General features: G+C 65.7%; 13 protein-coding genes and 1 tRNA gene. 3 read left to right on the top strand and 11 right to left on the bottom strand.

Going from position 1 to position 13,713, the window contains the following annotated elements:
• Positions 1–66: 66 nt before the first annotated feature.
• The gene (locus ACTHNC_RS07360) at positions 67–1,215 is read right to left on the bottom strand and encodes a hypothetical protein (protein ID WP_440293945.1); all 1,149 of its coding nucleotides are present in this window, start codon (positions 1,213–1,215) and stop codon (positions 67–69) included.
• Positions 1,216–1,487: 272 nt separating this feature from the next.
• On the opposite strand from ACTHNC_RS07360, the gene ACTHNC_RS07355 reads away from it, so the two are divergent.
• Both ACTHNC_RS07355 and ACTHNC_RS07350 read left to right on the top strand, forming a co-directional pair.
• The gene (locus ACTHNC_RS07355) at positions 1,488–2,783 is read left to right on the top strand and encodes a hypothetical protein (protein ID WP_440293944.1); all 1,296 of its coding nucleotides are present in this window, start codon (positions 1,488–1,490) and stop codon (positions 2,781–2,783) included.
• A gap of 117 nt (positions 2,784–2,900) precedes the next feature.
• The gene (locus ACTHNC_RS07350) at positions 2,901–3,329 is read left to right on the top strand and encodes a hypothetical protein (RefSeq protein WP_440293943.1); all 429 of its coding nucleotides are present in this window, start codon (positions 2,901–2,903) and stop codon (positions 3,327–3,329) included.
• Here ACTHNC_RS07350 and ACTHNC_RS07345 read toward each other — a convergent pair.
• From ACTHNC_RS07345 to ACTHNC_RS07300, 10 genes are all read right to left on the bottom strand, one after another.
• Positions 3,304–3,377, bottom strand: a tRNA-Leu gene (locus tag ACTHNC_RS07345). The genes ACTHNC_RS07350 and ACTHNC_RS07345 overlap by 26 nt on opposite strands.
• 109 nt (positions 3,378–3,486) lie before the next feature.
• On the bottom strand, positions 3,487–4,905 hold the full coding sequence (locus ACTHNC_RS07340; protein ID WP_440293942.1) for an NAD(P)/FAD-dependent oxidoreductase: 1,419 nt from the start codon (positions 4,903–4,905) through the stop codon (positions 3,487–3,489).
• A 39-nt stretch (positions 4,906–4,944) separates the two neighbouring features.
• Positions 4,945–5,460 (bottom strand): DUF501 domain-containing protein, encoded by a 516-nt coding sequence (locus ACTHNC_RS07335; protein WP_440293941.1) that lies wholly within the window; start codon positions 5,458–5,460, stop codon positions 4,945–4,947.
• 18 nt (positions 5,461–5,478) lie between these two features.
• The gene (locus tag ACTHNC_RS07330) at positions 5,479–5,928 is read right to left on the bottom strand and encodes an FtsB family cell division protein (protein ID WP_440293940.1); all 450 of its coding nucleotides are present in this window, start codon (positions 5,926–5,928) and stop codon (positions 5,479–5,481) included.
• Positions 5,929–5,967: 39 nt separating this feature from the next.
• On the bottom strand, positions 5,968–7,248 hold the full coding sequence (gene eno, locus ACTHNC_RS07325; protein WP_440293939.1) for a phosphopyruvate hydratase: 1,281 nt from the start codon (positions 7,246–7,248) through the stop codon (positions 5,968–5,970).
• Between the two features lie 294 nt (positions 7,249–7,542).
• Positions 7,543–8,445 (bottom strand): carbohydrate ABC transporter permease, encoded by a 903-nt coding sequence (locus tag ACTHNC_RS07320; protein WP_440293938.1) that lies wholly within the window; start codon positions 8,443–8,445, stop codon positions 7,543–7,545.
• Positions 8,442–9,347: a carbohydrate ABC transporter permease gene (locus ACTHNC_RS07315; protein WP_440293962.1), complete on the bottom strand. Its 906-nt coding sequence runs from the start codon at positions 9,345–9,347 to the stop codon at positions 8,442–8,444. Before ACTHNC_RS07315 ends, ACTHNC_RS07320 begins: the two co-directional genes overlap by 4 nt.
• A 95-nt stretch (positions 9,348–9,442) precedes the next feature.
• On the bottom strand, positions 9,443–10,819 hold the full coding sequence (gene ngcE / locus ACTHNC_RS07310; protein WP_440293937.1) for an N-acetylglucosamine/diacetylchitobiose ABC transporter substrate-binding protein: 1,377 nt from the start codon (positions 10,817–10,819) through the stop codon (positions 9,443–9,445).
• Between the two features lie 72 nt (positions 10,820–10,891).
• Entirely contained in the window at positions 10,892–11,647 is a 756-nt protein-coding gene (locus ACTHNC_RS07305; protein WP_440293936.1) for a sugar isomerase domain-containing protein, read from the bottom strand.
• Positions 11,644–12,648, bottom strand: a complete 1,005-nt coding sequence (locus tag ACTHNC_RS07300; RefSeq protein ID WP_440293935.1) for a MurR/RpiR family transcriptional regulator — start codon at positions 12,646–12,648, stop codon at positions 11,644–11,646. The genes ACTHNC_RS07305 and ACTHNC_RS07300 overlap by 4 nt, the downstream gene beginning before the upstream one ends.
• A 93-nt stretch (positions 12,649–12,741) precedes the next feature.
• On the opposite strand from ACTHNC_RS07300, the gene ACTHNC_RS07295 reads away from it, so the two are divergent.
• Complete coding sequence (locus ACTHNC_RS07295) at positions 12,742–13,713, top strand: N-acetylglucosamine kinase (RefSeq protein ID WP_440293934.1); 972 nt, start codon at positions 12,742–12,744, stop codon at positions 13,711–13,713.

The raw sequence follows: 13,713 nt of genomic DNA, 5'->3' as shown, positions 1-13,713 counted from the left end.
GCCGCGAGTGCCGCACCGAGGCGGGTTCGCTTCGGCTCGCTGCGCAGGCGGTTTCGGCCTCGTCTATTAGGCGGCTGGGTGCACGACGGCGGGTTCCAGCGCCCAGTCGCGAACGCCCCTGCCGTCGACGAAACGCCATTCTGCGTGGCACTTGTCGCAGTCGATCCGCACGTCGTGCTCGCGGAAGCCAGGGATGTTGTCGTGCTCTTCGACGATCGTCCCGTCTCCGCATGGGCACAGGAACTCGTAGCGCTCTACTGTCCCGGCACCAGCGCCCCATCCTCCGTGGTTGTGTGTGTCTCCGCCGACCGGCTCGGTGCGGATGGGCGCGGGTGAGGGCTCTGTCCGCATCCACTCGGCGATCGAAGTGACCACGGCGTCATAGGCCTCCGGCGAGTGGGAGACCTCGTGGAAGATGGCCAGGAGCTCGTCGGCGGTGCGAGCGACGCGGTGGTCGCTGTCTCGGACGCCGGCTGCGTAGTCGCCGGCGAGATCGCCCACGACATCGTTGCGGCTGACCTGCTGGACGAGCCAGTCGTGGAACGGAGCCGGCTCTGCGACCGGCTCCGGCCGGAGCCAACCTTCGGTGATGAGTTCCCCGGCGGCGGCCCGCGCGAGCGCGGCGCGCAGGTGCTCGTACCCGGCGGGACGGTAGTGGTCAGCCTGCGGCCGGGTCTGACCCGAGCCGACCATGCGGCGCACGTAGTCGTGCTCGCGCTCCGAGACGCCGATCAGGAGGTTCGGACCGTCGCCGTCCGGGTCTGTGATCGGAAGTCCCAGCGCTGCCGCCGCCCAGATCAGGCGGCCGTTGGACACGTATGAGAAGTGGGGGCTGAGGAACCACTCTGCGGTGTGCTTCAGGGAGTAGCTGCCGACCTCTGCAACCTCGGAGCCCGAGGTGGGCGTGAACATCCGCAGCATGTCCGTGATGAGGGCAAGCTGGATGTAGTCGGTCTTGCCGTTGAAGCTCCACGGCGAGTCCGAGCGGACGCCGTTCTCGCCGAGGCGGGGAGCGCCGCCGTTGGCGCCGATCAGCTCGTGATCGTTGAGGGCGGCGATCAACCGTCGCGCGCTGACCCGTGGACCGAGGAGTCCTTGGGCCAGGGGGGAACTCATCTGCCGCAGCGCGGAGGTGTAGTTCGTGCCCGTGAAGGCTGACCAGGCGCGCGCGTCCTGCTGGAACGCGCGGCTCGGAGCGTTGTTGTTGGGAGTCATCTCATCTCTTGTTCCGGGCTATGCACCCCACGCCTGCCAGCCCTGTTACTTGAGAGAGGTCTCGAACCAACAGGTACTGCTTCTCTGGATTCCGCATCTGCGGTTGTCCTCGACGTCTTCGCCGCGTGGGGGCTCGGACTCGGAGACAGGCAGTCCAGACTGCCTGTGTATAGCGTACCCACCGAGGCTCCACCCGTCCATCACGAGCAAGCCGCTTCTGCGTGTGCCGGCGGCTGCTAGTAGTTGTCCACTGACTACGGAACGATTGAGACGTGACTGATGCTGAGCCGGGGCGGTCGGCCCACGAGGGTATGAAGGAGCTGCTGCGCGAGCAGATCGCGAAGCTGTATCTGGAATCGCCGGACTTCAATGGTGTTGCGGCTGCTTCGCTCATGAATGTTGCGGAGGAGTTCTCTGTAGACCCCGAGATCGTGCTTACCGAGCTCGTCGCGGAGGGTGCGGTGTACGCCAACTTCGGGCACGAGATGGTCAACCCGCACATCCTCGGATTCCCCCACCAATCAGCAGCGGACAACCTTGCAGAGGTCCGGCGGCGCGGCGGGACGCGTTCGGCTGTGCTGTATCCGACTCGTGCGACGCTTGCTGCGATGGAGGCGGGTAGCCGCTATCCGAATGCCCCCTATTCAGCGGCTCTTGCCCTTGGGCATGCCCAGCTTGAGTCGGTGTTCTTTCGAGCCGATGTGCTCGGCCGATACCGAGATGACCCGCGGTACGACTACACCCTCGACATCGGCGGCGAGATCAGGGCTCGGGAGGGCACCCCGCTCGACACCTACCTGACGACGTTCAGCATCGGATTTGATCGCGACCCGGATAGCAACGAAATCGTCGTTGGCGTGCCATTGCGCTATCTCCATGATCTCTCCCCGGCTGAGCAGTCGTACTGGAAGTCTTTCGAGCATGAGCGCCAGGACTGGGTGCTTCACCCCGATTGGGTGCGACCTCATCTCATGGGAGAGTTTCCGGAGCGGGTCAGTCCGTACACGGCGATCCTCATGGAGATGAGTCTTGCGAACGAGATTTGCGATGCGATCGGCTATCCAGCGCTCTTTCGGACTCTCTACGAAGGTGCTGGCCGCCCCACGGACTACGGTTACCTGATTCGCCCTACTCGACGCGAACTATCCAACTTCATCGAGCAGCTCAACAAGCTATTGATCGACAATCTCGACCAACGGTTCTTTCGCAGAGCTCGAATCTCGCTTACCGAGGAGAGGCGGGATGGCGAGGGCAATACCTATCAAGGCCAGCGCGGCACGATGAACATGCTCATCGAGTGGATGGAGCGGACGGTCAGGCACGATCCCGAAAACATGGTGCCCGCTGCAGCCACGATCCTCAAGGAGATTCGCCGAGCACGTTCTGACGCAGCTCACACTCTGCGTGAGAACGAATACGACCTGGCAACATGGACAGATCAACGGCGTCTAGTTGTAGAGGCCTACTTCGCCATACGGACCGTGCGGCAACTCCTTCAATCCCACCCCAGAGCTTCGTCGGTCAGGGTGCCTGAGGAGCTTGACGAGCCGAGAGTCTGGCCGTTCTAGGATCACTCGGCCGATGCTCGCGCCGACTCCCGCTTCCCCTACAGCGTCGGACCGACCCGTGTTGACCCGGTGCGGCTGGCGGGCCGGGACCGGCTGGAACACGAGCAGGATCGGCTCATGCAAGCCCACTACGCCGACGCCATCCCGCTCGCCGTCCTCAAACGAGAGCAAGACCGCATCCTCGGCGAGCTCGACCAGGTGAACCGGAGACTCGACGCCCACCACGGCGAATACACCGACGCCCGCGCGCACCTGGACGACGCGCTAAACCTGCTCGGGAACTGCGCCGACATCTACGCCCGCTGCGATGACGCCAACCGCCGCCTGTGCAACCAGGCTTTCTTCACCAAGGTCTACGTCGATGAGGACGACGAGCTGCGCGTCGAGAACGCCCGCCCCTTCGAGATGTTGCTCGACCCCGAGGTCAACTCCAACGCCCTGAGCTGGGCCGCGGACGCCGACAAGGCCCGAACCCCGGCCATTGATTCTGTGGGCCAAGGTTCGAGCCTTGTGCGTTGGGTGCCCCCGCAGGGACTCGAACCCTGACTGAAGCGATTTTAAGTCGCCTGCCTCTGCCGATTGGGCTACGGGGGCGCGCTGTCACGCGGCTACACGCAGGCTACAGAACAGTGCGGTCGAGCCACCCCCGGAATCGCGTGGATCCGGGGGTGGCTCGGCACGAACGTGGTGGCTCTCGGAGAGCTCAGCCGGCGACGGATGCCTTGGCAGGCTCCTTCTTCGCGGCCGGCTTCTTCGCACCGGCGGGTGCAGCATCGTTCTTCGGTGCGGACGCCTCGACCTGCGGCTTCGGGCGTGCGGCGAACTCCTCGAACACACCGCGCGGGTTCTGCACGGCGGCCAGCGACACGTTGTCGCGGCCGAGCCAGAAGTCCAGCCACCAGTCGCCCAGAACGCGCCACTTGCGCTCCCAGCTCGGCATCGCCAGGCCGTGGTAGCCGCGGTGCATGAACCACGCGATCAGGCCCTTGATGGCCAGCTTGCGGTACTGGTACACGCCGATGCCGAGGCCGAGGCCGGCCACCGCGCCGAGACTCTTGTGGAAGTACTCCTTGATGCCCTCGCCACGCAGCGTCGCCACGATGTTCTTCGCCAGCAGCTTGGCCTGACGCACCGCGTGCTGGGCGTTCGGCACGCAGAAGCCGCCGACGCCCATGCCGGTGAGGTCGGGCACGGCAGCGACGTCGCCGCAGCCCCAGGCATCCGCGATGACCTCGTCGTCGGTTCCGACGCGCAGGTCGGCGCGCACGCGGAGGCGTCCGCGCTCCTCGATCGGCAGGTCGGTGTGCCGCACGATCTGCGGGTTCGCCATGACACCGGCCGTCCACACGATCAGGTCGGAGTCGAAGCTCTGCCCCGTCGACAGCTCGATGTGCCCGTCGACCGCGCTGGAGAGTTGGGTCTCGAGGTGGATCTGCGCACCCCGCTCCGCCAGGTTCTTGATCACCCAGTGGCTGGTCGGCAGCGACACCTCCGGCATGATCCGGCCCATGGCCTCGATCAGGTGGAAGTGCGTCTCCTCGAACGTGATCTGCGGGTACTGCTTCAGCAGCGCGCTCGCGAACGCCCGCATCTCGGCGAAGGCCTCGATGCCGGCGAACCCGCCGCCGACCACCACGAACGTGAGCAGTCGCTCGCGCTCGGGACCGGGCGGAAGGGCTGCGGCCTTGTCGAAGTTGCCCAGGATGCGATCGCGGATCGCGACAGCCTCCTCGATGTTCTTGAGACCGATCGCCTGGTCGGCGACGCCCGGGATCGGGAACGTGCGGCTCACGGCGCCGGCGGTGACCACGACCTGGTCGTACTCGAACTCCCACGGCTCACCGATGGCCGGCGTGATCGTCGCCTTCTTCTCGGCGTGGTTCACGTAGGTGACCTTCGCCGTGATCACGTTCGTCTTCTTCAGGTGACGTCGGTGGGAGACGACCGCGTGCCGCGGCTCGATCTCACCCGCGGCGACCTCGGGAAGGAAGGGCTGGTACGTCATGTAGGGCAGCGGGTCGACGAGCGTGACCTCGGCCTCGCCCTTGCGCAGCCACTTCTCGAGTTTCCAGGCCGTGTAGAAGCCGGCGTAACCGCCGCCGACGATCAGGATTTTGGGCACAGTGCAGCGTCTCCTTGAAACAAAAAGTATGAATCCAATCTACCGCACGGGGTAGTCGGCACATTCGCAGGCATCCGGCGACCAGTCAGCGCGCGACAGCGCGAGATCGCCGATCGGGTTCACGCCCGGCCCCGCGGCGAGCGCGTGAGCGGCCAGTGCGTGCAGGCATTTCACGCGCGTTGGCATGCCGCCTGCGGAGAAGCCATCGATCTCCTCGACGTGCTCCACGCGGTCCCGATCGGCGAGGTACTCCAGATGTGCGCGCTGGTACGCGGCGCGCAATTCTTCGTCATCTTCGAGCATCCTGCCGAATTCAGCCATGACTCCGGATGCCTCCAGCCGCGACATCGCTGCCGTCGCCGCTGGATGGCTGAGGTAGTAGAGCGTAGGGAACGGCGAGCCGTCGGGCAGCCTCGGTGCGGTGGCCACCACGGTCGGCGCGCCGCAGACGCAGCGAGCGGCAATACCGATCACGCCACGCGCGGGCCGTCCAAGCTGCGCGGAGACGATCTCGATGTCGCGCTGAGACACCGCATCGAACGGGGGTGTTGTCATCGAATCAGTTTCGGGAGGTCATCGGGAGAGCTGGGCGGCCGTTTGATCGGTCAGCCCCGCCGTCAGGAACGATCCGGCGAGGGAGCTGAGCCAGTCCGACTTGGTGGCCTGGATGCTCGAGCTCACCGGTGCGTCATTCTTCTTCGGCGCGGGCGGCCGGTCGTCGATCACAAGGTAACTGGTCTCCCCCGGCATGACGAAGAGCAGCCGCTGCCTGGCCTGCGCCTTGATGTAGTCCGGGTCGCTCCAGTCCGCGACCTGCTTGTTCAGGTCGGTGACCTTCTTCGCGGTGTCGGCGTTGCTCTGCTCGAGCCGCGCGATCTGGTGCTGTTGGTCGATGTAGAGGTGCAGCGTGGGTGCGACGACCAGCACCCCGAGCACGACAAGGCCCAGCATCACGAGGCTGAACCAGGAGAATCGGATGCCGCGCAGCCACTTCGCGGAGGCGCGAGCGTTCGAGGCGGGCATGCGTCCAGTCTGGTGCACACCCGCCTCGATCATCGTGAGCTACGCCGTGAAGCGCGGGAAGGCGCTGCGACCGGCGTACACCGCGGCGGTGTCGAGCTCCTCCTCGATGCGCAGCAGCTGGTTGTACTTGGCGACGCGCTCGCTGCGGGCGGGAGCACCGCTCTTGATCTGCCCGGAATTCACCGCGACCACGAGGTCGGCGATGGTAGTGTCCTCGGTCTCGCCGGAGCGGTGCGAGAACATCGTGGTGTAGCCGGAGCGGTGTGCGAGGGCCACGGCGTCGAGCGTCTCGGTCAGGGTGCCGATCTGGTTAACCTTGACGAGCAGCGAGTTCGCGACGCCGAGCTCGATGCCCTTGGCCAGACGCTTCGGGTTGGTGACGAACAGGTCGTCGCCGACGAGCTGGATCTTCTTGCCGAGCTTCTCGGTGAGCAGCTGCCAGTTCTCCCAGTCGTCTTCGGCCAGGCCGTCCTCGATCGTGACGATCGGGTACGAGTCCACGAGGTCCGCGTAGTAGTCGATGAGCTCGGGCGCCGACCACTGCTTCTTGTCGAGCGTGTACACGCCGTCGTCGAAGAACTCGGTGGCCGCGGCATCCAGTCCGAGCGCGATGTCGCTTCCCGGGGTGAAGCCCGCCTTCTCGATCGCCTTGACGAGGAAGTCGAGGCCCTCACGGTTGCTCGGCAGGTCGGGCGCGAAGCCGCCCTCGTCGCCGAGGCCGGTGCTGAAGCCCGCCGCCTTGAGCTCGGATTTGAGCACGTGGTAGGTCTCAGCACCCCAACGCAGTGCCTCACGGAACGTGGATGCGCCGATCGGGGCGAGGAAGAACTCCTGCATGTCGATGCCGTTGTCGGCGTGCTCGCCGCCGTTGATGACGTTGAACAGCGGCACGGGCAGAACGTGGGCGTTCGGGCCGCCAACGTAACGGAACAGCGGAAGGTCGGCGGCGTCGGCCGCGGCACGGGCGACCGCGAGGCTCACGCCCAGGATGGCGTTGGCTCCGACGCGGCTCTTGTTCTCGGTGCCGTCCACCTCGATGAGAGCAGCGTCGACGGCACGCTGATCGGATGCCTCGAAACCCTCGATCGCGGGGCCCAGCTCGTCGAGCACGGCGTCGACGGCCTTCTCGACGCCCTTGCCGCTGTAGCGCGACTTGTCGCCGTCGCGAAGCTCGTACGCCTCGAATGCTCCGGTGGACGCGCCGGAGGGAACCGCTGCACGCGAAACCGTTCCGTCATCGAGAAGGACCTCGACCTCGACGGTCGGGTTGCCACGGGAGTCCAGAATCTCGCGAGCGCCTACAGCCTCGATCAAAGCCACAACGGTCTCCTTGTTTTGGGGGGTGATGAGGGGACGAATGTCCGCGGCCAATTGTAGTGGCGTCGCGGTGCGCGCCCTACGCGCCAGGAGCACGCTTCAGCTTCGAAGGAGCATCCGATGTGGCACGAGCCGAATCGCCGCGAACATGACACGCCCTACGAGGCGGCGGCGTGTACGGCGCCGAAGGCGACCGAGCGCAGTCTCGACTGCGGCGCTCCGGCGCTGCCGGAGCGCAAGACAAGCACAGGGCGGCCGTCCTCAGGACGACCGCCCGCTGGCTAGTGGTGCTGGATGCTACTTGCTGGTGCCCTGGGACACCGACCCTTGCAGCTGACGCTGGAAGAAGACGTACACGATGAGCACAGGGATGACCGTGATGACAACGGCCGCATACAGCGAGCCGAAGTCGACGGAGTAGCCCGCCTGCGAGGCGAACTGCGCCATGCCCTGGGTCAGCACGTAGTTGCTCTGGTTCGAGTTCAACGCCACCGGCAGGAGGAACTGGTTCCACAGGCCGAGGAAGTTGAAGATCGCCACCGCCGCCATGCCCGGTGTGGCCATCGGCAGCATCACCTGGAAGAACGTGCGCCACTCGCTCGCCCCGTCGACCTGCGCCGCCTCGTAGATCTCATCCGGCAGGCCCTGGAAGAAGGAGTACAGGAAGAAGACCGTGAACGGGAGCGCGAACGCCACGTAGGTGAGGATCAGACCGGGCAGGGTGTTCAACAGACCGATTCCCTGCAGCAGTTTGAACAACGGCACGATCGCCAGGAACGGCGGGAACGTGAGACCGGCGAGCATCAGGTAGTAGATCGCGCGGGCGCCGAAGAACTTGAAACGCGCGAGCACGTAGGCGCACATGGCGCCGAGGATCATGACGATGATGAGCGCGCTCACGACCACGATCAAGGTGTTGGCAAAGTAGCTGCCGATGCCCGACCCGTTCCAGGCATTGACGTAGTTGGTGAAGTCGAGTTTCTGCGGCAGGCCGAACGGGTTGTCGAGGATCTGCTTCGTCGTCTTGAACGACGACATGAACACCCACAGCAGCGGGATGCCCACGATCAGCGACCAGGCGATCAGCAGGATGTGCGATGCGGTGCCGACGGCGATGTCGCCGCCGGTGAGCTTCGTCTTGTTGCGAGTGGGCCTCAGGCCCTGCGTGCTCGCCTTGACGGTCGAGGCAGTGGCGGTCATGCTCGGCCCTTCTCTTCTCGGCCCTTGGTCAGTCGCACGACCGCGAACACGATCGCTGCGAAGAGCAGCGTGATCGCAGCGAGTACAACACCCATTGCTGTTGCATAGCCGAACTGGCCCTTGCGGAACGCCGTGTTGAACAGATCCTGGCTGATCACGAGCGTCGTGTTGGCCGGTCCGCCCGCGTTCGGGAACAGTGCGGACATGTAGACGAACGAGTCGAGCGCGGCGATGCCCAGATAGATGTATGCGGTCTGGATGTTGTCGCGGATCGACGGGATCGTGATCGACAACGCCGTCCGGAAGCGCCCGGCACCGTCGAGGCGAACGGCCTCGTAGATCTCGGCGGGGATGCTCTTGATCGCCGCCACGAACAGAACCGTGTAGAAGCCGATGAAGCCCCAGATGATGACGAACATCGAGGCGGGCAGGGCCGTGGCGACCTGGCCGAGCCAGGCGAAGTTGTTGAAGCCGTGCAGGCCGATCGCGGTCAGGAATCCGTTCAGAAGGCCGGCGCTCGGGTCGTACACCTCCGCCCAGATCAGGCCGATCACGATGGCCGGGATGCAGTACGGGAAGAATGAGACGGTGCGGTAGAAGCCCGAGGCCTTGACGCCGCGGATCTGGCCCTTGCTCGGGCCCGCCACGGTGACAACGCTCGCGATGACGAGCGCAACGAAGATCGTGACGAACGGAACGATGATGCCCAGCAGGATGCAGTTGAGCACCGCGTGCATGAACGTCGAGTCCTGCGCGAGGTTGATGAAGTTCGTGAAGCCGATGAAGTTCATCGTCGGCGAGAACCCGCCCCAGTCCGTGAGCGAGTAGTAGAGCGCCTGGACGAACGGCAGGATCACGAAGATCAGGAAGATCGCCAGGGGCAGGATCAGGAACACCGCCATGAAGCTGACCCGGTCGAAGGTCCACCTGGTCGTGCGGCGGCGCCCGGGGGGCGGGGCGAGCCGCCCCCCGGTCGTCGTGGTGCTGTTGGGTGTTGTCACTTGGATGCCGCGGCCTTGTCGGAGATCGCCTGCATCTGCTGCGTCAGCTGCGCAACAGTGGCCTGCCCGGACAGGAACGAGTTCCAGATCACGAGCTGGTCGGTGTTGAGACCGTACAGGCTGGAGAACTCCCAGTCGAAGATGTTCGAGCCTGCAGCGTCGAGCATCTTGGTCTGAGACACGAGAGCGGTCGAGCCGAACCCGTCGGAGGGAACGAGACCCTTGACGATGGTCGGCGCGAGACGCGTCTTCGAGAAGTTCGTCGCTGCGTCCTTGGAGAGCATGGCGCGCATGATCTCCTTGCCGCCCGCGACGTTCTTGCCCTGCGAGGGGACGATGTACGGCTCACCTGCTGCTGCACGCAGCGACTCGTACGGCATCTTCGGGCTGGTCGTGACGGTCGGGCACGGTGCCCCGGTCATCTTGAAGTTCGGCGCGGTCGCCTTCTTCATCTCGTTCTCGATCCAGCCGCCCGAGGGATACAGGATGGCCTGCTGATCGTTGCTCCACTTCGCCTGCGCCGCCGTGAACTGCGTTCCGGCGCCGCCCGGGACGAAGTAACCCAGTGACACGATCTTGGCCAGCGCGTTGAAGACATCCTGGATCGGCTTCATCGACCAGGCATTCTTCTCGAGGTTGTTGACGGCGTTGAGGACGTCCATGCCGCCCTCCTTGATCGCCGAGTCGAGGGCGAACGTGAGGTAGTAGGTCGCCGCCTCCTTGCCCCAGACGAAGAGGTACTTGCCCTTGGCCTTCGCCTTGGCGCCGAGGTCGATCGCCTCATCCCAGGTCTTCGGCGGCGTCCAGCCGTTCTCCTGGAAGAGTGTGGCCGAATACCACTGCGCGTACACCGTCATCACATAGTTCATGGCGACGAACTTGTTGCTGAACGTGCCCGGCGTCTTGACGTTCGGATAGAGGGTGTCGGAGATCTTCTTGCCCTCGTAGTTGTTCGCTTCGAACACGTCGTCGAGGGTCTCGAGGCTCTTCAGGATCGTGTTGAAACCGATCTGGTTCGCACCCGAGTTGTCGATGAGGTCCGGCGGGTTGCCGCCGACGAAGCGAGGCTGCAGCGACTGCGCGATGTTCGTCTGCGGCGTGACCTTGGACTTCGTCTTCCACTTCTTGTCGACGAGGTTCGCCGCGAAGGTGACGTAGTCATAGCCGTAGCCGCCGTTGAAGATCACGGCTTCGATGCTCGAGCTCTCCTTGATTCCGAACGGGTTCGACGCCGACTTCGTGCCGCCACCGCCGCCGCTGTTGCCCCCGCTGGAGCACGAGGCGAGCGACACAGTGATCGGGACGGCCACCGCGGCTGCCAAGGCGCCGCGCAGGAACATGCGCCGGTCCAGTCCTCTGTTTTCTGTGGTCATGGTAGGTATGTTGCCTTTCCGTGTTCTCGAATGTGTAGATGGTGCGTCAGGTTCGACCGGATCGTCGGGCTGTCAGGCGGTCCGGCTGATTCGGTCTCGATAGAGGTCCTCCAATGCCTTGTTGTGCTCGTCCCCGCCCGGGATGTTCGCCGAGATGTAGACGGGAGGGGTCTGCCCGGACTCGGCGATGCGTTCCGCGACGGCGAGGGTGAGCAGCTGGGCGATGAACGCCGCCGTGATCGACGAGATGGCGCCGGCCTTCACCCCGCCCGGAAGCTCGAGCGTGGCGTCGCCGTACGGTGCCTTGTTGTCGATGACGACATCCGCGATGTCGCGCAGCTTCTTGCCGCTCGGATGCTTGGGCTCGACCGCGTCGGTGTGCTGCAGGCTCGTGACGGCGATCACCTTGTGACCGGTCTCCTTCGCCTTCAGCGCCATCCCGACGATCGAGCCGTTCACTCCCGAGTTGGATGCGATGAGGAAGACGTCGTGCTCGCCGACCGGCGTCAGCTCGAAGAGCTCGTCGACGATGGCGGGGTCGCGCTCCAGACTGCTTCCGCCCAGGATGTCCACCTCGCGAGAACCACGCAGAACGACGTCGCGCAGCGCGATCCGGTTCGTCGGGATGAGCCCGCCCGCCCGGCCGGCGATCTCCATCGCGAACGCCTCGGAGTGCCCCGTGCCGAAGGCCTGGAGCACACCGCCGGCCACCACGGCGTCGACCAGCAGGTCGATCGCGGGGTCGAGGGCGCCGGCATCCGCCTCGGCCGTCAACGCGGCGATGCGCGTGTCGGCCTCGTGTCGGAAATCGTCGAAGAGGCGGGTCATGCGTGCTCCTTTTCGTGTGAGTCCTCGCGTCGTTCGGAGGTGGGGAGGCCGGACTTCTCGAGGTCGCGCGGCCGGCGACCCCGCGCCGAGCGACGGTGCGGGGACACCGCGAGAGCCGACGCCGCCAGCGTGGTCGTCGTGCGGCCGAAGTTGCGCTGGGCGACCAGCAGATAGAGCAGGTCGAGCACGAACAGCTGGGAGTGCTTGGCCGAGAGATCGTCGGGCTGCAGGAACTGCTCGTGCGCGAGCGTGACGATGTGCTCGTGCGCCAGCTGCGCAAGCGGCGAGTCCGGTGAGTTCGTGATGGCGATCGTGAGCGCACCGGTCGACTTCGCGCACTCGAGCATCTGAATGGTCTCCTCGGTGAGCCCGGTGTTCGAGATGCCGATGGCGACGGAGTGCTCGTCCTGCAGGGCTGCGCTCGTGAGGCCGGAGTGCACCTCGGGCCAGAAGTGCGAGTCGATGCCGATGCGGTAGAGCCTGGACTGCATCTCCTGCGCCATGAGCGCGCTTCCGCCGATGCCATAGAGGTCGACGTGGTGGCTGGCCGCGATGCGGGTCGCGATGCGCTGAAGGCGGGCGAGATCGATGAGTTCGGCGGTCTCGTGCAGAGAACGGGTGTGCGCGGTCAGCAGCGTGCTCATGACCTGCGTGGGCGAATCGTCCGGCCCGAACGCCCGGCCGATGTCCTCGCTCCAGGTCTCCCGCGCGCGCTCGCGGCCGACATCCGACGCGACGGCGACGCGCAGCGGCACGTAACCGGAGAAGCCGATGGTGCGGCAGAACCGGGTGACCGTGGCGGGCGAGGTGCCCGCAGACTCGGCGAGCTCGGTGATCGAGAGCCGCAACGGGGCATCCGGTGACTCCAGCAGGAGGGAGGCGATCTTCGCCATTGCCTGCGACATCTGGGGAAGGCGAGACTGGATGCGCATGCCGACACCCGGGCCAGCAGCGGCCGGGACGGCGCCCTGGTCGCTGGTCACTCCGGGGGAAGCAGTCATGTGAAAATCCGTCTCACGTCGTTGGGGTCTGGCTGAAAAGTATTATCAGGACATCTCGCCCGCTTATCAAGTTCCGAAATCGAAACGCAACCTATGGGAAATCTCCTCGCCGTCGACGCAGGCGGCACGTCCACCCGTGCGGTGGTGCTCACGACCACCGGCGTATGCCTCGGCTACGGCGCCGCGGGATCGGGCAATCCGATCTCATCCGGCACCGAACACGCCGCACGAGAAGTGGTGGCCGCGGTGCGGTCGGCCCTGGCACAGGCATCCGTCTCCGCCATCGACGACGCCGCTGTGCTGGCCATGGCCGGATCGCGCACGTACGTCTCCACCGACTGGATCACGATGGCCCTGAATGCCGTCGATGTACGTGGCCGGGTGCTGCTGGAGTCCGACCTGCTGGCGACGTTCTGCTCTGGCGCGTGGGAGCCGGACGGGTACGCCGTCGTGGCCGGAACGGGAGCCGCAGCGATCCGCGTGCAGGACGGGCGGCAGGATCTCTCCGCCGACGGACTGGGATGGCTCCTGGGCGACGACGGCTCAGGGTTCTGGCTGGGCCAGCAGGTGGTGCGCTCGGTGGCCGCACAGCTGGACGGCCGCGGTCCGCGTACGTCGCTGACTCCCCTACTTCTGGGGGTGCTCGACGTTCCGGCGGATGCGTCGAACACGCCCGGTTACGACGGCCGTCCCGAGTCGCTTCGGCTGCTGCTGGACGCCGTGTACGCGCTGCGCCCGATCGAGCTCGCCAGGTTCGCACCCCTCGTGTTCCGCGCCGGCGACGACGAGGTGGCGACACGAATCATCACGGATGCCCGTGCCGCCCTCCACACGACACTCGCGGCGATCGACAGCGCCGACGTGCGCGGACCCGTCGTGTGCGGAGGAGGCGTGCTCGGAGCGCTGGGACTTCCTGTCGAGGGCCTCTCCGGCGTGACCGAGCTGCGATCGGTCACGGACGGTGCGGTGGGGGCCGCGGTGCTCGCCCTTCGACACAACGGAGTCACCGTCGATCGCCCCGTGTTCGAGCGCGTACGGGAGACGCTCGGAACTCTCCGCGGCTAG

Origin of the sequence: Humibacter sp. (assembly GCF_051954055.1) — a bacterium.
Lineage (GTDB): Bacteria > Actinomycetota > Actinomycetes > Actinomycetales > Microbacteriaceae > Humibacter.
Note: the sequence above shows the minus strand (reverse complement) of the source record. Positions and strands in the feature narration are given on the sequence as shown.